The sequence below is a fragment of the Pseudomonas syringae pv. cilantro genome (assembly GCF_001293775.1).
GTDB classification, from domain to species: Bacteria; Pseudomonadota; Gammaproteobacteria; order Pseudomonadales; family Pseudomonadaceae; genus Aquipseudomonas; species Aquipseudomonas syringae_P.
Genome location: NZ_LGLN01000078.1, coordinates 155,449 through 177,321 on the forward strand (window position 1 = coordinate 155,449; position 21,873 = coordinate 177,321).

Annotated in this window: 20 protein-coding genes and 1 pseudogene; 16 read left to right on the forward strand and 5 right to left on the reverse strand. The window is 58.8% G+C overall.

The features are described 5' to 3' along the window. Window positions 1–1,458: pseudogene (locus tag ABJ99_RS28845) on the reverse strand (autotransporter outer membrane beta-barrel domain-containing protein); the annotation flags it as partial. 258 nt (window positions 1,459–1,716) lie between these two features. Beyond that, entirely contained in the window at window positions 1,717–2,901 is a 1,185-nt protein-coding gene (locus tag ABJ99_RS22215; RefSeq protein WP_054087638.1) for an MFS transporter, read from the reverse strand. Between the two features lie 159 nt (window positions 2,902–3,060). Here ABJ99_RS22215 and ABJ99_RS22220 point away from each other — a divergent pair, with 159 nt between their 5' ends. After that, window positions 3,061–4,194 (forward strand): lactonase family protein, encoded by a 1,134-nt coding sequence (locus ABJ99_RS22220; RefSeq protein ID WP_054087639.1) that lies wholly within the window; start codon window positions 3,061–3,063, stop codon window positions 4,192–4,194. A 62-nt stretch (window positions 4,195–4,256) separates the two neighbouring features. Here the strand turns inward: ABJ99_RS22220 and ABJ99_RS22225 are convergent, their stop codons facing one another. Then, complete coding sequence (locus ABJ99_RS22225; protein WP_007251865.1) at window positions 4,257–5,846, reverse strand: ABC-F family ATPase; 1,590 nt, start codon at window positions 5,844–5,846, stop codon at window positions 4,257–4,259. A gap of 831 nt (window positions 5,847–6,677) precedes the next feature. Here ABJ99_RS22225 and ABJ99_RS22235 point away from each other — a divergent pair. The 14 genes from ABJ99_RS22235 to ABJ99_RS22300 all read left to right on the forward strand — a co-directional run bounded on the left by ABJ99_RS22235 (window position 6,678) and on the right by ABJ99_RS22300 (window position 19,383). Beyond that, window positions 6,678–7,379: a DUF3053 domain-containing protein gene (locus tag ABJ99_RS22235; RefSeq protein ID WP_054087683.1), complete on the forward strand. Its 702-nt coding sequence runs from the start codon at window positions 6,678–6,680 to the stop codon at window positions 7,377–7,379. Window positions 7,380–7,459: 80 nt separating this feature from the next. Continuing rightward, on the forward strand, window positions 7,460–8,008 hold the full coding sequence (locus tag ABJ99_RS22240; protein ID WP_054087641.1) for a GNAT family N-acetyltransferase: 549 nt from the start codon (window positions 7,460–7,462) through the stop codon (window positions 8,006–8,008). Between the two features lie 108 nt (window positions 8,009–8,116). Beyond that, window positions 8,117–8,542 (forward strand): DUF3830 family protein, encoded by a 426-nt coding sequence (locus ABJ99_RS22245; RefSeq protein ID WP_054087642.1) that lies wholly within the window; start codon window positions 8,117–8,119, stop codon window positions 8,540–8,542. 134 nt (window positions 8,543–8,676) lie between these two features. Beyond that, the gene (locus tag ABJ99_RS22250; protein WP_054087643.1) at window positions 8,677–9,120 is read left to right on the forward strand and encodes a hemerythrin domain-containing protein; all 444 of its coding nucleotides are present in this window, start codon (window positions 8,677–8,679) and stop codon (window positions 9,118–9,120) included. 48 nt (window positions 9,121–9,168) lie between these two features. After that, entirely contained in the window at window positions 9,169–9,528 is a 360-nt protein-coding gene (locus ABJ99_RS29660) for a hypothetical protein (protein WP_054087684.1), read from the forward strand. A 720-nt stretch (window positions 9,529–10,248) separates the two neighbouring features. Beyond that, window positions 10,249–11,100 (forward strand): transporter substrate-binding domain-containing protein, encoded by an 852-nt coding sequence (locus tag ABJ99_RS22260; RefSeq protein ID WP_054087644.1) that lies wholly within the window; start codon window positions 10,249–10,251, stop codon window positions 11,098–11,100. Between the two features lie 63 nt (window positions 11,101–11,163). Continuing rightward, a complete protein-coding gene (locus ABJ99_RS22265; RefSeq protein WP_054087645.1) occupies window positions 11,164–11,826 on the forward strand; it encodes an amino acid ABC transporter permease in 663 nt (220 codons plus the stop codon). A gap of 9 nt (window positions 11,827–11,835) precedes the next feature. Beyond that, window positions 11,836–12,498 carry an amino acid ABC transporter permease gene (locus tag ABJ99_RS22270; RefSeq protein WP_054087646.1) on the forward strand — a complete coding sequence of 221 codons (663 nt, stop codon included), beginning with the start codon at window positions 11,836–11,838 and terminating at the stop codon, window positions 12,496–12,498. Further along, window positions 12,495–13,286, forward strand: a complete 792-nt coding sequence (locus ABJ99_RS22275; RefSeq protein ID WP_054087647.1) for an amino acid ABC transporter ATP-binding protein — start codon at window positions 12,495–12,497, stop codon at window positions 13,284–13,286. Before ABJ99_RS22270 ends, ABJ99_RS22275 begins: the two co-directional genes overlap by 4 nt. A gap of 40 nt (window positions 13,287–13,326) precedes the next feature. Further along, entirely contained in the window at window positions 13,327–13,713 is a 387-nt protein-coding gene (locus tag ABJ99_RS22280; RefSeq protein ID WP_005892869.1) for a RidA family protein, read from the forward strand. Between the two features lie 86 nt (window positions 13,714–13,799). After that, entirely contained in the window at window positions 13,800–14,564 is a 765-nt protein-coding gene (locus tag ABJ99_RS22285) for an IclR family transcriptional regulator (RefSeq protein WP_054087648.1), read from the forward strand. A 14-nt stretch (window positions 14,565–14,578) separates the two neighbouring features. Beyond that, window positions 14,579–15,784, forward strand: a complete 1,206-nt coding sequence (locus ABJ99_RS22290) for an amino acid deaminase (RefSeq protein WP_054087649.1) — start codon at window positions 14,579–14,581, stop codon at window positions 15,782–15,784. Window positions 15,785–15,811: 27 nt separating this feature from the next. Further along, entirely contained in the window at window positions 15,812–16,735 is a 924-nt protein-coding gene (kdgK, locus tag ABJ99_RS22295) for a 2-dehydro-3-deoxygluconokinase (RefSeq protein ID WP_054087650.1), read from the forward strand. Window positions 16,736–16,863: 128 nt separating this feature from the next. Beyond that, the gene (locus ABJ99_RS22300) at window positions 16,864–19,383 is read left to right on the forward strand and encodes a UvrD-helicase domain-containing protein (protein WP_054087651.1); all 2,520 of its coding nucleotides are present in this window, start codon (window positions 16,864–16,866) and stop codon (window positions 19,381–19,383) included. Window positions 19,384–19,414: 31 nt separating this feature from the next. On the opposite strand, the gene ABJ99_RS22305 is transcribed toward ABJ99_RS22300, so the two are convergent. After that, entirely contained in the window at window positions 19,415–19,681 is a 267-nt protein-coding gene (locus tag ABJ99_RS22305; RefSeq protein WP_054079480.1) for a DUF1652 domain-containing protein, read from the reverse strand. Window positions 19,682–20,055: 374 nt separating this feature from the next. Here ABJ99_RS22305 and ABJ99_RS22310 point away from each other — a divergent pair, with 374 nt between their 5' ends. Next, window positions 20,056–21,135, forward strand: a complete 1,080-nt coding sequence (locus tag ABJ99_RS22310; RefSeq protein WP_054087652.1) for a polyamine ABC transporter substrate-binding protein — start codon at window positions 20,056–20,058, stop codon at window positions 21,133–21,135. Between the two features lie 22 nt (window positions 21,136–21,157). Here ABJ99_RS22310 and ABJ99_RS22315 read toward each other — a convergent pair whose 3' ends face one another. Then, window positions 21,158–21,871, reverse strand: a complete 714-nt coding sequence (locus ABJ99_RS22315; RefSeq protein WP_054087653.1) for an ABC transporter ATP-binding protein — start codon at window positions 21,869–21,871, stop codon at window positions 21,158–21,160. Between the last annotated feature and the right edge of the window lie 2 nt (window positions 21,872–21,873).

Consider the following 21,873-nt stretch of genomic DNA (forward strand, 5'->3'; position numbering starts at 1 on the left):
CACAAAAAATCTGACAGTCCCCAGATACCAGCTGTTTTCGGAGCCCGCCGTAGCGCCGCCTTTGAACAGGTAATACTGATAAGCCCCCACAGACAGCGAGTTTTGCAACCGGAACGCCGCGCTGTCGCTGGTTGCACCTTCGCTGGCCTCTACCACCTCGATCCCGTTGCCTTGAGTCAGCGCACCGAGGCCACCAAGGTTGCTGACGGTCATGGTCGTCGAACCTCCAATATGACCCTGCGCGACCACCATTCTGTCGCTGGGCGACGTTTCATCGCCCAGCACCGAGCGCAGCAGCAGTCGCCCGTCCTGTCCCGTGTAGTTGCCTCTGATCAACAGGGTGTTTGTCAGCGGACTGCCACTCAGGTCAAGTGTGCCAGCGTTATTGAGCGTGGCACGGGATGTCGCATTGAACGGAACGACACTGCCCGACGACACTGACGTAAGGGTGCTCCCGGCCCCCACGTTCAGGACACCGGTATTGCTGACGCTGTCGCCCAGAATCAGCTTGCCGGCCAGATCCAGCTGCGTGCCGTTGTCCAGATTGACCGTTTCCCAGTTAGCGTAACGCTCAGGGCGTGCGGAGCGGGTGTTGTCGAAGGTCAGCACGTCATCGCCCGGCCCGCCATCGAGCAGCGAACTGGCGCTCAGAAAATATTCGCTCAGGTTATACAGGCGCGCGGTGTCATTGCCGTCGGCCATCGCCACACTGGTGCGTACGTAACCACCGTTGAGCCAGTTGAAGCTGTCGTTGCCGAAGCTGGCGCGTATGCCGCCGCGGATTTCGCCACCGCTGACGATCATCAGGTCATCGCCACCGCTGACGCTGACGGCCCCCCCGATGCTGCCACCCGACAAGGTGATTGTGTCCCTGCCAAACCCGGCCACCAGGTTGTTGATGATGCTGCCGCCGGACATCTCGAAGACATTGTTATCCAGCTTCATATCAACCCGGCCGATGGTGCCGCCGGTCATCACCGCGCGGTCGCCGTCTTCGAAGGCTCGGGTGATCGTGCCGCCACTCATGAGGAAAGTGTCCAGCCCGTCACCCTGTGCCAGCGAGCCCAGCGTACCGCCGCTCATGACGAAGTCGTCCGGGTCATTGCCTTGATTGAGGTCGCCGCTGATTTCACCTGCGGTCAGGATGAACCGGTCGACGCCAGCGGCCTGGGTGACATTGCCCTGAATCCGGCCGGACTGCATGTCGACACTGTCGACCCCCGGTCCATAGATGATATTGCCTGTGACAATGCCGGTTCCTCCGGCCGGGAATATCAGTGTGTGGTTACCGGTCAGGCCGGTAAAGGCAGCGCTGGTGCCGCTGTCGCAGATCGAAACACCGTTTTCGTTCTGAGCGCCAAGGTCGCATGCGCCTTCAGCATGGGGAGGAGCGATGATCAATATGAGGAACGGCAGGACTTTGTGGGTGTAGCGCAGAGAAATGACGCGGTTGCTCATGACTGCTCTCCCGATCAAGTGGTCAGGGAGAGGCAATTGAGGGTTTCAGATGCCCGGCTGCCACGCGAATCTCGTCGCAACAGAGACTTGGCGACGGCTGATATGCCAGCCTGTTCGAGGCCCGCAGCATCAAGTCAAGAAGGCATTGCCAATGGCGTCAAGATAATGACCGACCGGCGGCAGCTTTTCGTTGCAGTATCCTAAGTGTTGGAACAAGCAGCAAAAAGCTTATGCACGAAAGGTATGAGAGAGCCGGTTTCAGGCGTGCAGACGGGCTCGGCGCGCCAGCCAGAGTGTCAGCCCCAGTGCGCCGATCGACAGCAGCGACGCGTAGAAAAAAATCCAGTCATAGCCCTGACCCAAAGCGATGGCCCCCATCACCGGACCCGCAATGGCCAGCGCCAGATCAAAAAACACCGCGTAAGCACTCAGGCCTGCGCCACGGCTGGGCGTCGGCACGCTTTTGATGGCTTCGACCCCAAGCGCCGGGTAGACCAGCGAAAGGCCCAGCCCGGTCAGCCCGGCACCTGAGAGCGCGAAGCCGATATTCGGCGCAAGCCATAGCATCAACAACCCGCAGGTTTCGACCGCCATGCACACGATGGCGGTGTTGTAGCCACCGAAGCGGTTGATGGCACCGATGAACAGCAGGCGCGCGAGGATGAAGCAAACGCCAAACATGCTCAGGCAGTACGCCGCGCCTTCCCAGCCACGGCTCAGATAGAAGAGGGTGATGAACGTGGTCAGCGTGCCGTAGCCGATGGAGGATAAGGTCAGGCCCATGCCATACGGCGCGATCCGGCCGAACACCGACCAGTACGGCAGGCGTTCGCCGACGATGACCGGCACCGAGGGTTTGTTGCGGATCAACATCAGCGCCGCACCCGCCATGAGCATCAAGGCGATACCGAGGCTGTTGAAACCCACCGCATCAATGACCAGCACGCCCATCGGTGCGCCTATGGCGATGGCGCCATAGGACGCGATGCCGTTCCAGGAGATCGAACGGGCGGTGTGTTCCGCACCGACCTTGCCGATGCACCAATTGATGGTGCCGACACCGATGAGCCCTTGCGATACACCGAGAAACAGTCGCGCCACGATCAGGATCATCAAGCTCGCCGTGGCGAAGTCCTCAAGCAGCGTCGCCAGCAGGGTCAGTGCGCCACTGATGCAGATGCCCCACAGGCCGTACACGATAGAGCGTTTGCTGCCCAGCGTATCCGTTGCCCGGCCCGCGTAGGGGCGGCTGAGCAAGGTGGCGAGGTATTGCGAGGCGATGGCCACCCCGGCAATCAGCGGGCTGAAACCCAACTGGTCGTGGACATAGCCGGGCAACACGGCAATAGGCAAGCCGATGCACAGGAAGGCGATGAAAGTGTAGAAAACGATGGAGACAATTTGCAGAGTAATCGTCATGGAACCGGTGTGCGCGGCAGGCATTGGACTCTTCGCTGGCAGGCGGTGTTGCCATGATGGCGTGCGCCGGGCATAAATGAAAGCAGGCTAACGATTTGATTCGCGCGTTCAGCCGGTTGTTGCCGAGCGGTATGGATCAGTCATAGGATGACTGACTACAACACAATAACAAAAAGGTCTGTCATGAGAAAAATCCTGTTACTGGCCGCTGCAGTCGGCTGTTCGTTCGGTCTGCCTGTTCAGGCGTCCACCTTCGCTTACATCTCCAGTCCTGCAGACGGACTCATCTCCCAGTACCGGCTGGACGAGACGAGCGGGGCGCTCAGCCTGGTCGAACAGACCCAGGCGGGTGATCAGGTCAACCCGATGGCGATTTCCCCGGACGGCAAGGCCTTGTTCGCCGCCTTACGTGCCAAGCCCTATCGGGTGCTGAGCTTCACTATAGAACCGGGGACCGGGCACCTCAAGCCGCTCAGTCAGGCGCCGCTCGCTGAAAGCCTGGCGTATCTGTCGACGGACCGCAGTGGACGTTTCCTGTTCGGCGCATCCTACGGCGCCGATCTGCTCAGCGTTCAGCCGATTGACGCGCAGCACCGTCCCAGCGACAGCATTGCGACCTACAAGACCGGCATGCACGCGCACTCGGTGCGCACCGACCCCAGCAACCGCTATGTGTACGCCGGAAACCTCGGCGTTGATCACGTGCTGCAATACCGCCTCGAGCCCAAGGATGGCAAGCTGGTGCCCATCGGCGAAGGCTACGTGACGCTTGCCCAGAACAGCGGGCCGCGCCACCTGGCATTCTCTGCGGATGGCCGGTTTTTGTACGTGGTGGGTGAAATGAGCGGCACGGTTACTGCTTTCGCGATCAATCACACGACCGGCGCGCTGAAACAGGTCAGCCACGCCGAGGGCATTCCAGAGCGACTGAAACTGGCCCCCGGACAGGCTCGCGATGCGCGCAACAACGACCTCAAGGACGACCCGACGCCACGCATCTGGGCAGCCGATATACGCCTGGCGCCGGATGGCAAATGGCTGTTCGTCAGTGAGCGAACCAGCAGCAGTGTGTCGGTCTTCAAGGTCGCCGCGGCCACTGGCAAACTGATGTTCGCTGAAAACTACCCGGTCCAGGAAAAACAGCCGCGCAATATCGCCGTGTCGCCCAACGGACGCTGGTTACTGGTCAGCGGAGAGAAAAGCGACAAGGTCGGCAGCTACGCCATCGGGCCGGACGGTGCGTTGCAACGCGTCAGCGAGGCGCCTTCCGGGAAGGGTGCGCTGTGGATCGAGATGCTCAGCCAGCCGGGCTCGTAAAACAGCCGCTCAACAAAAAGCCCTGTCATGAGACAGGGCTTGCCGTAACGTCAGCGTAGCGCTTACAGGGCAACGCCCTGGCTGCGCAGGTAGTCGTCGTAAGTGCCGCTGAAGTCGATCACGCCACTCGGGCTGAGTTCGATGATGCGGGTTGCCAGCGAGGATACGAATTCCCGGTCGTGGCTGACGAAGATCAGCGTGCCCGGATAGTTTTCCAGCGCCAGGTTCAGCGCTTCGATGGATTCCATGTCCAGGTGGTTGGTCGGCTCGTCCATCACCAGCACGTTCGGTTTTTGCAGAATCAGCTTGCCGAACAGCATGCGACCTTGCTCACCACCGGAAATCACTTTGACCGACTTGAGGATCTCGTCGTTGGAGAACAGCATACGGCCCAAGGTGCCACGCACGATCTGCTCGCCGCCCTGAGTCCATTGACCCATCCAGTCGAAGAGGGTGCTGTCGTCTTCGAAATCGTGGGCGTGGTCCTGGGCGTAGTAACCGATTTCTGCGGCTTCGGTCCATTTGACCGAGCCGGCATCCGGTTGCAGCTCGTTGACCAGCGTACGCAACAGGGTGGTCTTGCCGATGCCGTTCGGGCCGATGATCGCGACGCGCTCGCCCGCTTCGACCTGAAAGCTGAAATCCTTGAACAGCGTCTTGCCGTCGAAGCCTTTGGCCATGCGCTCGACGATGACCGCCTGACGGTGCAGCTTCTTGGTTTGCTCGAAACGAATGAACGGGCTCACGCGGCTTGAAGGCTTGACCTCGGCCAGCTGGATCTTGTCGATCGCCTTGGCGCGGGACGTGGCCTGCTTGGCTTTCGAGGCGTTGGCCGAGAAGCGGCTGACGAACGATTGCAGTTCGGTAATCTGCGCTTTCTTCTTGGCGTTGTCGGACAGCAACTGCTCGCGCGACTGGGTCGCCACGGTCATGTACTCGTCGTAGTTACCCGGGAACAGACGCAACTCGCCGTAATCGAGGTCAGCCATGTGGGTACACACGCTGTTCAGGAAGTGACGGTCGTGGGAGATGATGATCATCAGGCTGTTACGCTGGGTCAGAATGTTTTCCAGCCAGCGAATGGTGTTGATGTCCAGGTGGTTGGTCGGTTCATCGAGCAACAGCACTTCCGGATCGGAGAACAGCGCCTGCGCCAGCAGAACACGCAGCTTCCAGCCTGGCGACACTTCGCTCATCGGCCCATTATGCTGTTCGATGCCGATGCCCAGGCCCAGCAGCAGTTCACCGGCACGCGACTCGGCGGTGTAACCGTCCATTTCAGCGAATTCGGTTTCCAGCTCGGCGACGGCCATGCCGTCGTCTTCGCTCATTTCCGGCAGCGAGTAGATACGGTCGCGTTCGGCCTTGACCTTCCACAGCTCCTCGTGGCCCATGATCACGGTGTCGAGCACGGTGAATTCTTCGTAGGCGAACTGATCCTGGCGCAGCTTGCCCAGACGCACGTTCGGCTCCAGCATCACCTGGCCACCCGAAGGCTCGAGATCGCCGCCGAGGATTTTCATGAACGTGGATTTCCCGCAGCCGTTCGCGCCGATCAGGCCGTAACGGTTACCGGCAGCAAACTTGACCGAGACGTTCTCGAACAGGGGTTTGGCGCCGAACTGCATCGTGATGTTAGCTGTGGAGATCAATTACTTTACCTATCAATAGCTTATGGTGCGCTTATTTGGGCTGGGACCGATTTTGGGCCACATCTGTAGTCTTCCAGCCCGTTCCGGCCGAGCCTCAACTGAACCAGCGGGCATGCGTCGACAGCAACGGCAGTCTGCCGTGACTGCGTTGCCGGGAGATGAATGTGGGGGTTCATGCCAGACATTGGCGCGCATTGTCGCATAGGTCGGGCGGCAGTGACATGGTGGGACTGTCGGATTGAGACGGGATTTGGTCGAGAACGCGAGGAGGCTACCGCTGAAAAAGCGCAGGGATTCTTTTCTACAGCAGATCCGGGTATCAGGTTGGTGTTCCTGACAGGCAATGGACAGAGGCCGACCTGGCACCCGTGCGGGCGATATTCACTCGGCTTCTGTCCAGCGGGATACTACTCTTGGCCTCGTTTATGCTTCCGTTTTTTGAACCAGTTTCCCAGTGCATGGAAGGGGTGAATGAACATCGCGATCGCTCCAAGCAGAAAGACGATGGTGATAATGATCAGGCCCATGGCCTCGTGTGCAAACATCGTGATTGACTCCTGTTGTTCACTTTGTCGAGGAAAGGGTAGTCACTGAAACGTTTCATCTCATGAAGAATTGTTAAGGAACTTTTTGCGGGGCTCAGCTTGCAGGTCATGGCGAGTGGGTAACGCTTCTCGTCTTGACCTTAAACATGCGTTTGTTTTGTTTATTACCTGCAGGCCGGTAGCCGGCACGGAACTAGATCATCCCGTCACGAGACTATAAGCATGCTCGTGTTCAGCGCTGTCGTAGCTCTGAACAGGCATTCTTATGATCTCGGAGGTCCATGACATGAAGTCCCTTTTTCGTCCCGGTTTGCTGCTGGCTGTCGCTTTACCCTTGTTACTGGCAGGCTGCGGCGACAAGGAGCCTGAGCAACGCGCCGCGTTCACTCAGTTCCTGCAAACCCGCATCATCGACAAGCAAGGCATGCACGTACCCAAGTTGACAGAAGACGAGAAAAAGACCTTTGGTGATTACAGCTCGCATTACGCGGTGATTTCGGATTTCGGCGCGGGCATGGACACTGCGGTGCAGCCACTGAGCAGCTTGATGCAGAAGGGTTCGTTTCATTCGGTGAGTGAAGTGGTTCAGCGCCGTGGTGATCTTGCGGCGGTGCAGACAGGCCTGGACAAGGTCGGTGAACAACTGACCGTCGAACAGGGCAAGGCCGACGCTGAACATGCAAAGTTGAAGCAGCCGGACGATTTGAAAGTGGTGTATGACAAGGCTTACGACCGGACGGTCAGCGTGCCGGCGAATACCTTCCGCGAAGTATTGCCACAAATCAAAGGTACTTTTTCGACAGGCCTGAAAGTGGCCGATTACATAGAAGCTCATAAGTCGCAGATCGATATTTCCGGCTCTGCTATAACTGTGAAAGACCCGGTGGTGCAGGCTGAACTCAACAAGCTGCTGCAAGAGTTGAACGAACAGGGCAAGAATGCTCAGCAGGCGCAGGGTCGCTTGCAATCGCTCATGACTGGCCGCTGAGGCAGGACAGTTGTCGGGCCATCCCGAGTGTCAGGTATGATGGGCGTTTCGCTCACCTGGCTCTCGGATTCAACGGACTGATGACCCCAACTCCCTCACTGGCAATCACCCTGCGTGACGCAACCCCCGACGATGCTTGCTGCCTGAGCGCTCTCGGCATGCAGGTGTTTCTGGACACTTATGCGACGCAAGGCATTCGTGAGTCCATTGCCCGCGAAGCCCTCGAGGCGTTCGCTCCTCAGGCGTTTGCATCGTTACTTGCCGAACAGGCAAACGTCATGATTATGGTTGCCGAAGTGCAACGTCATCTGATCGGTTTCGCGCAAGTTGCCTTGGGTACGGACCACTCGATTGTGGGTGATCCGGACGCCGCCGAACTGCAACGGCTTTACGTGCAGGAACGCTTCACCGGACGCGGTGCCGGTGGTCAATTACTTGAAGCCGCCGAACAATGGGCCACTCGCAAACAGGCATCATTGCTGTGGGCTACGGTCTGGTCGGACAATCAGCGCGCGTTACGTTTCTATCCGCCTAAAGGCTACGAAGTAAAAGGCTTTCCTCGCCATGAGTTTCAGGGCGAAACTCATGGCAATAGCCTGTTTGCCAAGGTTTTGAACCGCGCTGTCTGAAAAGACGTTATCTGCACGGGCTGAATACGTTAGGGATGACGGCACACGGCAGGCACGTTTATTCTTGCGCACCGTTTCAAATCCTGAGGCTTTTGGGGAGCACGTGCGTTGACCACCATTAAAATTACCGCTGGCGGATACGAGTTTCTGGCGGAAGCCAACCCGGATGCACCGCAGACGGTCGAAGCGTTTCTGAAGTTGCTGCCTTATCGGCAGAAATTCATTCACGTGCGCTGGAGTGGTGAAGGCTGCTGGGTGCCGCTGGATGATTACCAGTTAAAACTCGACGATACGTTGATTGGTTTCGAAAACGCCACCAGCCATCCTTCAGTGGGCGATATTCTTTTCTATCCGGGCGGTTACAGCGAGACCGAGATTATTCTCGCCTATGGCTCGTGCTGTTTTGCCAGCAAGATGGGGCAGTTGGCGGGCAATCACTTCCTGACCATTACCGAAGGCAAGGAAAACTTGCGCAAACTGGGTGTAAAAACGCTCTGGGAAGGCGCCCAGGACGTGGTTTTCGAGCTTGCCTGAGCAGGCATGGATGTGAAGTTGATGTGTGCTAAATGGGTGGTAGTCATTTGCCAGCTTTTTGGAACTGCCGATCTGCGCCAGGGGTCTAGTCCACAATGCTTCCAGCTCCCGGAAGCCGACCTGGAGACAAGACCGTGAATATTTTTGAAGCATTGCGTGAGAGTCATGATCGTCAACGTGGTTATGCCGATGCGCTGATCCAGACCCATGGCGACAGCGAAGAGCGGGCAAAAGCGTATAAGCAGCTCAAGGAAGAACTGCAAGCTCACGAGACCGCCGAAGAGCGTTTCTTCTACATTCCGTTGATGGCCCACGACAACGGCGTGGACCTGAGCCGGCATGCCATTTCCGAGCACCATGAAATGGACGAGATGATGGAAGAACTCGACGAAACCGAAATGTCCAGCCCGGCCTGGCTCGTGACCGCGAAAAAGCTATCGAAAAAAGTCCACCACCATTTGAAGGAAGAAGAGCAGAAGTTCTTTCAGATGGCAGGCAAGCTGCTCGACGAAAAGCAGAAGCAGAGTCTGGCTGGCGAGTACGTCAAGGAATATGAAGAGCAATTGGCCGAGAGCTGATACATCACTGCAATGCTAGAATCGGCTTTTTATCAGCGTGGGCATGACATGAAGTTTCTGTTTTTGGCGAGTGCAGCGGTGATTGCGGCGGCGACTCTGGTCGGATGCGCAGCGCCTTCCAGTGCGGCGCGCTCGGCCGGACCATCGAAGGTCCTGTCCAGCACCAAGCAGGACGCTGCCGTTGCCCAGTGCATCCAGGTGACCTGGCAGAACGAAGCCATGTTTGGCACGTCTTCGGACGTGTTCCTGCATGACCTGTCCGGCGGCGGCTTCACCGTGTTCACCACAGAATCGAAATACTTCGCCGACGTGCATAGCAAAGGCCCGACCACCACCGTCGAGTTCTACGCCCCGCAAGGCGATACTCAGACAGCGTTGCGCTCGGCGGCGATTGCAACCTGCCTTTGATGGCGCTGGTCGTTGCATGCAAATCCGGATGAGCTGCTTGTGGCGGATGTAGCGGACCGGGCGACGCCTCTTTTGTCTGCGATATACCGCTTTCTGAGCGGACTTTTCCGCGAACTGCCGGGAACCGGCAGCAAAGCCTGCCATCCCGGTTCACCAGACATAGCCGAGGTAATCTGTTTCAGGGCCGCTTCTCAGCCGTCGTAACCTCCTGAAGGCCCCACACCCTCCGGGCAGAAGCCCATTAAGAGTGCGAACCGGGCGACGCTTCGTTTGTCCGCGATATCGCTTTCTGTAGGAGCGGACTTGTCCGCGAACTGCCGGGAACCGGCAGCAAAACCAGCCGCCTCGGTTCACCAGACACAGCCGAGGTAATCCGTTTCAGGGCCGCTTCCCAGCCGTCGTAACCTCCTGAAGGCCCCACGCCCCGCGGGCAAAAGCCTGAAAGCCCTTTATCCTCGCTTGACACTCACCGCCCGATAACAGCGCATACGCACAAGAGTGGGGCCTTACCACTCAATTGTGGCAATCAGTAGCGTTACTTCCCGAATCCATCCTCACGCTCCCGTTCCGTTCGCTCATTCCAGCCTCTTGATTTGCCTTGGCTTTTCTACGCGGTATTTTCTGCCCGCTGCGTATGGCACACTTTCTGCTTTCTATTCCGTTGTTACATACCGGTGTCCGCTATAGCGGAACAAATAATATCTCGGCGGAGTCTATGCCATGCATCGCGGACCTTCTTTTCTGAAAGCTTGTGCGTTTGTTCTTGCAGCCTCATTCACGCTGGCCAGTGCGGCGCAGGCGGCCGAGGGCAGTAAACTGGATGCCGTGTTGAAACGTGGCAATCTGATCGTCGGCACGGGCAGCACCAATGCGCCGTGGCACTTTCAGGGCGCTGACGGGAAACTGCAGGGTTTCGATATCGACATCGGCAAAATCATCGCCAAAGGCTTGTTCAACGACCCGAGCAAGGTCGAGTTCGTGGTGCAGTCCTCGGACGCCCGGATTCCCAATCTGCTGACCGACAAGGTCGACATCAGTTGCCAGTTCATCACCGTCACCGCCAGCCGCGCGCAACAGGTGGCGTTCACACTGCCGTACTACCGCGAAGGGGTTGCCTTGCTGCTGCCGGCCAACAGCAAGTACAAGGAAATCGATGACCTGAAAGCCGCAGGCGATGATGTCACCGTTGCCGTGCTGCAAAATGTGTACGCCGAAGAATTGGTCCATCAGGCGCTGCCCAAGGCCAAGGTCGATCAGTACGACAGCGTCGACCTGATGTATCAGGCGATCAACTCCGGCCGCGCCGACACCGCCGCCACCGATCAGTCCTCGGTGAAATATCTGATGGTGCAAAACCCTGGCCGTTACCGCTCGCCAGCCTTCGCCTGGAGCCCGCAAACCTACGCCTGCGCGGTTAAACGTGGTGATCAGGACTGGCTGAATTTCGTCAATACCGCCTTGCATGAAGCCATGACCGGCGTCGAATTTCCGGCCTATGCCGCATCGTTCAAACAATGGTTCGGCGTGGACCTGCCGGTACCCGCGATCGGTTTCCCGATGGAATACAAATAAGTCGAATTTGACCTTCAAGGGTAGGGCGGGCCCTTTGGCCAGCCCTGTCAGGTACGGGCGAACATGAACTATCAATTGAATTTTGATGCTGTATGGCGGGATTTTCCCAGCCTGCTGGCCGGCCTTGGGCTCGGCCTGGAGCTGGCGCTAATCTCGATTGCCATCGGTTGCGTCATCGGCCTGATGAACGCCTTCGCATTGCTGTCACGTTACCGCGCGTTACGCATTGTGGCGTCGATCTACGTGACCGTGGTGCGCAACACGCCGATTCTGGTGTTGATCCTGCTGATCTACTTCGCCTTGCCAGGGCTGGGCATCCGCCTGGACAAGCTGGCCTCGTTCATCGTCACACTGTCGCTGTATGCCGGTGCGTACCTGACCGAGGTGTTCCGTGCCGGGTTGTTGAGCATTCACAAAGGGCAGCGCGAAGCAGGCTTGGCCATCGGCTTGGGCGAGTGGCAGGTGCGGGCTTACATCGTCGTGCCGGTGATGTTGCGCAACGTGTTGCCAGCGCTTTCCAATAACTTCATATCGCTGTTCAAGGACACCTCGCTGGCGGCCGCAATTGCCGTACCGGAGCTGACCTATTACGCCCGCAAGATCAATGTCGAAAGCTATCGGGTGATTGAAACCTGGCTGGTGACCACCGCGCTGTACGTGGTCGCCTGCTATGTGATCGCCATGCTTTTGCGTGCCCTCGAACAACGTCTGGCGATTCGCCGCTAGGAGGCTGTCATGTATCAACCCCCTGGCTGGTTGCACGAAGTGTGGACCGCGCGTGAAGTGCTCTGGTCCGGCTTCCTGACCAGCATCCAGTGCTCGGCGCTGGCGATTCTGTTCGGCACCCTGATCGGCATGTGCGCCGGTCTGATCCTAACCTATGGCGGATTCTTTGCCCGCTTGCCTGTCCGGCTGTATGTCGACCTGATTCGCGGCACACCGGTGTTCGTGCTGGTGCTGGCAGTCTTCTACATGGTGCCGGCGCTGGGCTGGCAGATCAGCGCGTTTCAGGCGGGCGCGATAGGCCTGACGCTGTTTTGCGGCTCCCACGTTGCGGAGATCGTGCGCGGCGCCTTGCAGGCCATTCCCCGCGGCCAGATCGAAGCCGGCAAGGCGATTGGCCTGCGCTTCAATCAGACCCTGCGTTACGTGCTGCTGCCGCAGGCAATGCGCCAGATCCTGCCGACCTGGGTCAATTCCTCGACCGAAATCGTCAAGGCCTCGACCCTGTTGTCGGTCATCGGTGTGGCCGAGTTGCTACTGAGCACCCAGCAGGTGATCGCGCGCACGTTCATGACTCTGGAGTTCTACCTGTTCGCAGGTTTCCTGTTCTTCCTCATCAACTACGTCATCGAGCTGCTTGGGCGACAAATCGAAAAACGGGTGGCCTTGCCATGACTCAGACGCATACCGCAACCCCAACCCCGGCGCTGCTCAGCATTGAGGGCCTGCATAAATCCTATGGTGAAGTGGAAGTGCTCAAAGGCGTCGATCTGCGCATGCAGAAAGGCAACGTCGTCACCCTGATTGGTTCCAGCGGCTCGGGCAAGACCACCTTGCTGCGTTGCGTTAATCTGCTGGAAGAATTCCAGGGCGGTCACATCCGCCTCGAGGGTCAGGATATCGGCTACAGCGATGTCGACGGCAAGCGCGTCCGTCATCCGGAGCGTCTGATTGCGCAACATCGCGCCATGACCGGCATGGCGTTCCAGCAATTCAACCTGTTTCCGCACCTCAGTGCCTTGCAGAACGTGACCCTCGGCCTGCTCAAGGTCAAGAAAATGCCCAAGGATCAGGCGATAGCGCTGGCCGAAAAATGGCTGGACCGCGTCGGCCTGCTGGAGCGGCGCAATCACTTCCCCGGCCAGTTGTCTGGCGGTCAGCAACAGCGCGTGGCCATTGCCCGCGCGATTGCCATGAATCCCAGCCTGATGTTATTCGACGAAGTCACTTCGGCCCTTGATCCGGAGCTGGTCGGTGAAGTGCTGAGCGTGATCAAGGACCTGGCCGAGGAGGGCATGACCATGTTGCTGGTCACCCATGAGATGCGCTTTGCGTATGAGGTGTCGGATCAGATCGTGTTCATGAATCAGGGCCGCATCGAAGAGCAGGGCGCACCGAAAACCCTGTTCGAACAGCCGAAATCGGCGCGTTTGAGCGAATTCCTCAAGAACATCCGTTTTTAATGTCTCAACACTGTCAATGTTTCAGCATCAGGAGAACTTCATGACTATTACCCGTTATGGCGCAGGCAGCACCGCAGGTGGCGGTCAGCCGCGTCCATTCGCCCGCGCGGTCGAAGCCGATGGCTGGTTGCACGTTTCCGGCCAGGTCCCCGCGCAGGATGGCGAGATCATCGTCGGCGGCATTGTCGAACAGACGCACCAGACCATGCGCAATCTGATCGCAATCCTCGAAGAGGCCGGTTATGACATCAAGGACGTGGTTCGCGTCGGCGTATGGCTGGAAGACCCACGTGACTTCTGGAGCTTCAATAAAGTCTTCGGCGAATACTTCAGCCCCGAACACGCCCCGGCCAGGGCTTGCGTGCAGGCCAGCATGATGGTCGACTGCAAGGTCGAAATCGACTGCATAGCTTATAAGCGCAAGTAGCAGCGGCAAGTTTCAAGCGGCAAGCCAGATCAAATGTGGGTTTTGGCTTGCAGCTTGAAGCTTGCAGCACCCCGAAGGAGACCCTCATGACCGAAGATATGATCAAACGCCGGGCGCGTGGGTTGGACCGGGCGTTCGATATTCTGGATTTTCTCAAGGAAAAGGCCAGGCCCATGCGCCCCAATGAAATTGCCAGCGGGATTGGCAGCCCCAAGTCGACGGTCTACGAACTGGTGGCGTCGTTGCTGGAGAGGCGGATTCTGGAAACGGTCGGCAGGGACGGGCATGTCTATCTGGGCCGACAGCTGTATTTTCTTGGTCAGGCGCACCTGCGGCATTTCGATTTCACTCGCGAGGCTGAGGCCTGTCTGGGCGATATCGTCAGCCAGACACGGGAAACTGCGCAGATGTGCCTGCTCAATGGCCGCAAGTACACGGTTGCGCTGATGAAAGAGGGCGAGCGGCATTTCCGGATTTCTTCGGATATCGGCGAGAACGCGCCGATTCCCTGGACAGCCTCCGGTCGCTTGCTGCTCAGCCATCTGAGTGATCAGCAAATCATCGACCTGATCGATCCTGACGACTTCATCCTGCCGGGCGGCGAGCGCCTGCCGCTGGAAACGTTCCTGCGGGAAATCCGCAAGGCCGGTGAGGAGGGCTTCTTTTCTTTCGACAGCGTGGCTGACACCTTCACCCACTGTTTTGCCGCCCCGGTGAAGAACGAGCACGGCCAGTGCATCGCAACGCTGTGCATCGTCGCGCCACGGGCCGACGCCAAAACCCATTACAGCGATTACCGCCGGGTGCTGATCGACAGCGCCAATGGTCTGGCTCGCCGAATCAACGAATGACCAGGAGACTACCGATGAGCATCGCCGTGATAGGCAAAGGTACTGCGCAGCCGGGTGACAGTCTGACCAGTGATGTCAGCCTGCCCGCGCTGGTCATCCACAATCAGGCGCTGGAGCACAATATTCGCTGGATGCAGCGCTTTGTCACCGACAGCGGCGCAGAGCTGGCACCGCACGGCAAGACCAGCATGGTCCCCGCGCTGTTTCGCCGCCAATTGGACGCCGGCGCTTGGGGCATGACCCTGGCGACGGCCGTACAGACCCAGGCTGCTTATGCGCACGGTGTCAGGCGTGTTCTGATGGCCAATCAGTTGGTCGGCGCGCCGAACATGGCGGTGATCGCCGATCTGCTGGCCGATTCGATGTTCGAATTTCATTGCATGGTCGACCACCCGGATAACGTTGCCGCGCTCGGTGAATTCTTTGCTGCACGCGCTCTGCGCTTGAACGTGATGATCGAGTACGGCGTGCCCGGCGGTCGCTGTGGCTGTCGCAGCGAAGCGCAAGTGCAGGCGCTGGCCAAAGCCGTTCGGGCCCAACCGGCGCTGGCACTGACCGGCATCGAGGGCTACGAAGGGGTTATTCATGGCGAGCACGCCATTGAAGGCATCAAGGCATTTGCCGCCTCGCTGGTACGCCTGGCGGTCGACTTGCAGGACCAGGGCGCGTTCGCTCTGGAGCGACCGATTGTGACGGCATCGGGCTCGGCCTGGTACGACCTGATCGCCGAAGCGTTCGATGCCCAGGCGGTGCGCGAGCGCTTCCTCAGCGTGTTGCGCCCCGGCAGTTATGTGGTGCACGACCATGGCATCTACAAGGATGCGCAATGCTGCGTGCTGGATCGACGCGCCGAACTGAGCGAAGCGCTACGCCCGGCGCTGGAAGTCTGGGCGCATGTGCAGTCCTTGCCCGAGCCCGGTTTTGCAGTGATCGCCATGGGCAAGCGCGACGTTGCCTACGACGCCGGCCTGCCCAATCCGCTGCTGCGCTACAAGGCAGGCGCTTTGCCAGCCTTGGGCGATGACGTCAGCGCCTGCAAGGTCACTGCTGTCATGGACCAGCACGCCTTCATGACAGTCGCGCCCGGTTGCCAGTTGCAGGTCGGCGACATCATTTCCTTCGGCACCTCGCACCCGTGTCTGACCTTCGACAAGTGGCGTTCAGGTTGTCTGGTGGATGATGACTTACGCGTGGTCGAGCCCTTCAGCACGTTTTTCTAGTCAGGTATTCGAAGGAGTTATCGCCCCATGAGCCTTCCACGCGTCGCCCTGATCGGCGAATGCATGATCGAATTGCAGCAGCATGCCGACGGTAGCCTGCGCCAGAGTTTCGGCGGCGACACGCTGAATACCGCGGTGTATCTGTCCCGCCTGCTTGGTGACCGCGCCCAGGTGGATTACGTGACCGCGCTGGGTGACGACAGCTTCAGCGAAGCCATGTGCAGGGCCTGGGCCGACGAGGGCATCGGCCTTGGCAAGGTGCAGCGCTTGCCCGGTCGTCTGCCGGGGCTTTATTGCATTCAGACCGATGCCAATGGCGAACGGCGTTTTCTGTACTGGCGCAACGAGGCCGCTGTGCGTGACTGCTTCATGACGCCCGCTGCCGAACCGATCCTCTCGGCGCTGGCCAGCTACGACGTTTTGTATTTCAGCGGCATCACCCTGGCGGTCTTGGGCGAACAGGGCCGTGCGCGGCTGCTGGAGGCATTGGTGCGGGCCAGAGCACGCGGGGTAAAGGTCGCGTTCGACAACAATTATCGGCCACGGCTGTGGGCCAGCGTCGAAGAGGCGCGGCAGGCCTATCAGGCCTTTTTGCCACAGGTGGATCTGGCATTGCTGACTGAGGACGACGAACAGGCGCTGTATGGTTACGCCGACAGCGAGCAGTTATTGAGCGCCTATCGGCAACGCGGCATTGGTGAAGTTGTGGTCAAACGCGGTGCGCAGAGTTGCTTGATAGAAGCGGGTGGCGAGCGCTTCGAGATCGCTGCGCAGAAGGTCGAGCGCGTGGTCGATACCACGGCGGCGGGCGACTCGTTCAGCGCGGCCTACCTGGCCGCCCGGCTCGGTGGCGAACACCCGCGACTGGCTGCCGAAGCCGGGCATCGCCTGGCCGGCCTGGTCATTCAGCACCCCGGTGCGCTGGTGCCGAGAGCGATCATGCCCGTTTGACAGTACCTGCCAGAGTGCATGCAGTTGATCGGCTAACGCACTGACAGCAAAGCATTTCACTGGAACCTGCAGGCGAATCCGGCCACCATAGGCGCCCATTCTGCCTGCAAGCCACCCATGGAGTCTGCGTGCACGACGATCTGCCCTCCGAGCTTCCTCATGACCTGGATGTCGATCTCATACCGCCCCGGCAATTGCCGCTGTTCAAACGCCTGTTGGCGCGTCTGATGGGCCGCAGCCTGACCGGGCTGGGCTCGCAGCACACGCCATCCTGGTTTCAGGGGCACGCCGACGGCTACCTGAACGGCCACATCGAAGGCGTGCGTGAAGGCTACGCGGAAGGCTATCTCGACGGGCAGGAGCAGGGACGTCAGGTGCTGGTGATCAGCGACACACGCCCGACCCGGCATCGCGGCCCGAAGGTCGATGACCACCTGTTCGATGACTGGCGGCTGGCACTGACGCCCGAGCTGAAAAAAAGCGTCAAGGCAGATGTCGCAGAGAAGTTGCCCGCGCATGCTCAGCCCAGCGCTGCTCAATGGAAGATGATTTTCAGCGACACGCCGTCGACCTATGTCATTGCGGGGGCTGGCGCCGGCAAATCGACATCGCTGGTTTTGCGCATTCTACTGCTGCATCACTATCTGGGCTACGAGCTGAACGCGATGACAGTGGTGACGTTCACCCGCGAGTCGCGCAAGGACTTCATCAGCAAGTTGATCGACGTCTTGGCCTTGTGGGGCCATGCGCTGGGGCAGAAACAGGCCAGGGACCTGGTGCGCACCTTTCATTCGCGCATTCTGCCGCTGGTGCGCAGCTTGCCGGGCTTCGAACAACTGCGTGCTTTCGAAAACCTGAGCAATCAGTCATCAGGCCAGCATTCATCAAGCCAGGACGACGCGGACAGCAACCCGTTTGAGTTGCGCATCAACGACGCTCAGCGTCAGCAATTGAACTTGTGCTACCGCGACCTCTACGCCAGCAATGAGCGCTTTCGTGAAGTCATGGCGCCGTTGTATCGCCATGCGTTACAGCTCAAGGAACTGGACCGCGATCATCCCGATGTACAGAAGCGCGTAGCGGTGACCGAACTGTCCTCGAAACGTGATGAAGAGTGGTGCGACACGGTAGAGGACCTGTGGATTCGTGCGAGCGCCTGGCCGATAAAAGGCATTGAGCCTATGCGCCAAGCCGTTGAAATCAATGGATTTCCGTTTCACTTTCACGGTTACATAGCCGAGCTCGACGCATGGGTGATTCTGGGGCTGGACGCGAGTGAGGACCAGCAACTCAAGCGTCCGGGTGCCAAATTGCCCGTCTGGGCAGAAGGCGTCATAAAGCGCACACTGTTTCAAGCTTTCTGCGATAAGCCTTTGATATGGTTTGATAATTATCAGGCTGCAAGCAAGGTTTTGCAGTCGCTTGGCGGGACTGCTGTAGCCGGGCCCGGATTTGATTATCGGGTCAAGGGCGAGCTGGGCGCGGCGCCGCTTCTGGACTGCTTCGTCGGTGCCGCCGGCTTTATCGAGAACCTGGGGCTGGATGTACCAGCTGCGGTGGCCGAAATGAGCTTTGCCAGCGATGACCCGGACCGCTTCTTCTTTGAAGGGCTGAGCCTTTTCTGGAAAGCGTTCGAAGCGCATTTGCTGGCCCAGACCCCACCCGTCATGACCTACAACCGGATGTTCGCCCTGTTTGGCGAAACCTCGCCGCAGAACCTGAGGCAGGTCAGCGACGAGGTGCTCAGGCCGTTGTCGCATTTGATGATCGACGAATTTCAGGATATTTCGCCGCAAATCGTTTCGTGGGTTCGCGCCAGCCTGCGCGAGATCCGGCGTCGTGGCCCGGCGATGCACACGGGCCGAATCGCCCAGCACTCGTCGCTGCTGTGCGTGGGCGATGACTGGCAATCGATCTACGGCTGGCGTGGCAGTTCGCCAAAGTATTTCATGGAGTTTGCCAAGGAGTTCCCGTCCCCGGCCACCACCAAAGTCATGCTCAGCGAGAACTTTCGCAGCCACCAGCACATCATTGACGCGGCGGAGCACATCGTTCGCGCGGCCCCGGCGATTCCTGGCAAGAAGGCCCGTGCCAGTGGCGCGCCTCAGGAGTTGTTGCCGGTCAACGTGCTGGACCGCAACGAGGACGAACTCGCCGAGCGTGTTGCCGAGCATTACAACGATGGTGATTCGATCCTGCTGCTGTACCGCAAAGGCAGCGAAAAAGCCCGGTTTGCCGAGCGGCTGCAGGCGTTGATCGATGCCGATGCAGCGATGGGCGCACAAGGCCGACGGATCCGCACGCTGACTTATCACAGTTCCAAGGGCTTGCAGGCTGATGCCGTGTTCTTGCTGGGAGACTGTCAACACCTGACGGTGTCACCTTATAAAAATCAGGTCTACCGTCTGGCAGGGCTGGGTGATGCCAACGATCTTCAACCGTTCGATAGCGCGCAGAAGGATGAGGTGTTGCGTCTGGCCTATGTGGCCATCACACGCTCGGCGCGTCACTGCTATTGGTACATCGATGAAAATGCCGGCAGCGCAGACAGCCCGCAGGTGCCCAAGGCGTCGGACCGGATTGCCGGGGACAAGCCATTCTTCGATGACCAGCGCGGCAAGCACAGGCAGGCTGACTCTTCAGCCTGAACGACACGCTAAGGTCGGCCTTGAGGCGGGTTCAGGAAAAACCGGCCACCTGTTGCTGCGTGTGCGCGCCGAACAGTTCCAGCTCATCTTCGATGGCCTCGATAATGCGCTCGACGTCCGCTGCATTCATCACGGTGGAGCACGGCAACCCGGCAATGGCTACCACCGTTTCGCCACTGGCTCGATCGAAGAGCCGGGCAATCATGCTGCCGGGCGCGTCCATGGAGGCTTCAAAGCCAATCGGGTGGAAGTGCCAGCGCATCAACTGGCAGGCATTGGGGAATGTGACTTTATTCATGGCAATGGCCCACCTGATTCAATCGAGCTTCCAATGCTCCATGGGGTGGCAGACCAACCAGTATGCGTCTGGCAAAGCCGAGATGACCTGACGATGAACGGCATGGCCGATCATCTGTCGGGACGCTGCTTTCCAGCAGGATGACCGAGCGGTCTGACGAGTACTGAAAATAGCACCCGCCGGGCATTTTCTGGAAAAAATTTTTATGACGCTGAATGAAAAAAACAATTACATGAAATGCATCATTAAAAGGTATTGATGGGCATGCTCTGTGCAGAGACTCATCGCTGTCATGGACTGTATTTGCCCCGAACGAAGGTGGTTTTCACGCAGCGTCTGGGGCAAGCTGTCGCTATTGACCCGAGGAACCGCGCATGCTGAAAAAATACCTTGCCGCACTCATGTTGCTGACCTCGACCAGCCATGCGGCGGAGACGGTCAATATCCTCAACTGGACCGACTACATTGCGCCGGACACACTGACAAAGTTCCAGGCCGAGACCGGTTACAAGACCACCTATGACACCTTCGACAGCAACGAAGCGCTGGACGCAAAGCTGGTGGCAGGCCATTCCGGCTACGACCTGGTATTCCCGTCCGTTCATTTCATGGGCCGGCAAATCGAGAAGGGCTTGCTCAAGCCACTCGACAAGAGCCAGTTATCCAACTGGAAAAACCTCAACCCGGTCTTGCTCAAGATGCTGGAAGCCAGTGATCCGGGCAACAGCCACGGGTTTCCCTACCTGTGGGGCAGTACCGGAATCGGTTATGACGTGGCCAAGGTCAAGGAAGTGCTTGGCAAGGATGCGCCCGTTGATTCCTGGGACCTGGTCCTCAAACCGGAAAACATGAAAAAGCTCGCCCAATGCGGTGTCGCGTTCCTCGACAGTGCGCCAGCTTTGTTTCCTATTACGTTGAATTACCTCGGTTTTCCTTCCCACAGCGAAGTGCCGGACGATTACCGCAAAGCTACCGCGCTGCTGGACAGTGTGCGGCCTTACATACGCAATTTCAGCTCGGCTGATTACATTGACGACCTCGCAGCCGGAAAAATCTGCGTTGTCGTGGGGTATTCAGGGGATATATCCCAGGCTCAGGAGCTGGCGAGGAATGCGGGCAACAGCGCCATCATCAATTACGTCGTGCCCAAGGAAGGCGCGCCCATGTGGTTCGACATGATCGCCATCCCGGCCGATGCGCCTGACGTCAAAGGCGCTTACGCATTCATGAACTACCTGTTGCGCCCCGAGGTCATCGCCAACATCACCAACACCGTGCATTACGCAAACGGCAATGAAAAAGCGGATGCGTTGATCAATCCCGGCATATGGTCGGATACCAATATCTATCCGGACGCCGATATGCTCGGCCGGTTGTTTGTGATGGCCCCGGTCTCTGTCGATATTGAAACGCTGCGCCTGCGGGCCTGGAATGAGCTCATGACCGGCAAATGATGCGGGCATCGGCTACCTGCAGTCAGATGACGTGGGCCTGATGCAGTTCGGTCAGTGCCTGAGCCTTGAGCCTGGCCAGCAGCGGGTCGCGACGGTCTCTCGGTGTCACCAGCCCGACCGCCAGTTCATGCGTGATGGTGCCGGGTCGACTGCCCATCACCAGCACCCGATCACTCAGATAAAGCGCTTCGTCGACATCGTGGGTCACCAGTAGCAGAGTGATCGCATGACGTTGCGTCAGTTGCAGCAACAGGTCCTGAAGTTTCATGCGGGTGAAAGCATCCACGGCACTGAACGGCTCATCCAGCAGCAATACGCGCGGGTGCGAGTACAGGCCGCGTGCAATCGCCACGCGTTGCGCCATGCCGCCGGACAGCGCTTTTGGCAATGCGTCGGCAAAACCGGACAAACCCACTTCCTCGATCAACTGACCGACCCAGTCGCGGTCGTAACGCTCATCGTCACTGAAGCCGATATTCTGCTCGACCGTCAGCCAGGGCATCAACCTCGGTTCCTGGAACACGAACGCCACTTCACCCCCGGTTCGCGCCACAGCGCCGCGAAAATCCTGCTCCAGCCCGGCGACAATCCGCAGCAGCGTACTTTTACCGCACCCGCTGGGGCCCAGCAGGCTGACGATTTCCCCCGGCTGCAACGACAGATCAATATTCTGCAACACGGTGTTGCCGGCAAAAGCCTTGTGCTCTACCCGAATGTCCATCAACGAATCCGGCATCG

What these genes read in the sequence shown, in the direction of transcription:
- ABJ99_RS22215 (WP_054087638.1), bottom strand. Translation starts at nt 2,901, where the DNA reads ATGCCTGCCGCGCACACCGGTTCCATGACGATTACTCTGCAAATTGTC.
- ABJ99_RS22220 (WP_054087639.1), top strand. Translation starts at nt 3,061, where the DNA reads ATGAGAAAAATCCTGTTACTGGCCGCTGCAGTCGGCTGTTCGTTCGGT.
- ABJ99_RS22235 (WP_054087683.1), top strand. Translation starts at nt 6,678, where the DNA reads ATGAAGTCCCTTTTTCGTCCCGGTTTGCTGCTGGCTGTCGCTTTACCC.
- ABJ99_RS22240 (WP_054087641.1), top strand. Translation starts at nt 7,460, where the DNA reads ATGACCCCAACTCCCTCACTGGCAATCACCCTGCGTGACGCAACCCCC.
- ABJ99_RS29660 (WP_054087684.1), top strand. Translation starts at nt 9,169, where the DNA reads ATGAAGTTTCTGTTTTTGGCGAGTGCAGCGGTGATTGCGGCGGCGACT.
- ABJ99_RS22260 (WP_054087644.1), top strand. Translation starts at nt 10,249, where the DNA reads ATGCATCGCGGACCTTCTTTTCTGAAAGCTTGTGCGTTTGTTCTTGCA.
- ABJ99_RS22265 (WP_054087645.1), top strand. Translation starts at nt 11,164, where the DNA reads ATGAACTATCAATTGAATTTTGATGCTGTATGGCGGGATTTTCCCAGC.
- ABJ99_RS22270 (WP_054087646.1), top strand. Translation starts at nt 11,836, where the DNA reads ATGTATCAACCCCCTGGCTGGTTGCACGAAGTGTGGACCGCGCGTGAA.
- ABJ99_RS22275 (WP_054087647.1), top strand. Translation starts at nt 12,495, where the DNA reads ATGACTCAGACGCATACCGCAACCCCAACCCCGGCGCTGCTCAGCATT.
- ABJ99_RS22280 (WP_005892869.1), top strand. Translation starts at nt 13,327, where the DNA reads ATGACTATTACCCGTTATGGCGCAGGCAGCACCGCAGGTGGCGGTCAG.
- ABJ99_RS22285 (WP_054087648.1), top strand. Translation starts at nt 13,800, where the DNA reads ATGACCGAAGATATGATCAAACGCCGGGCGCGTGGGTTGGACCGGGCG.
- ABJ99_RS22290 (WP_054087649.1), top strand. Translation starts at nt 14,579, where the DNA reads ATGAGCATCGCCGTGATAGGCAAAGGTACTGCGCAGCCGGGTGACAGT.
- kdgK (WP_054087650.1), top strand. Translation starts at nt 15,812, where the DNA reads ATGAGCCTTCCACGCGTCGCCCTGATCGGCGAATGCATGATCGAATTG.
- ABJ99_RS22305 (WP_054079480.1), bottom strand. Translation starts at nt 19,681, where the DNA reads ATGAATAAAGTCACATTCCCCAATGCCTGCCAGTTGATGCGCTGGCAC.
- ABJ99_RS22310 (WP_054087652.1), top strand. Translation starts at nt 20,056, where the DNA reads ATGCTGAAAAAATACCTTGCCGCACTCATGTTGCTGACCTCGACCAGC.
- ABJ99_RS22315 (WP_054087653.1), bottom strand. Translation starts at nt 21,871, where the DNA reads ATGCCGGATTCGTTGATGGACATTCGGGTAGAGCACAAGGCTTTTGCC.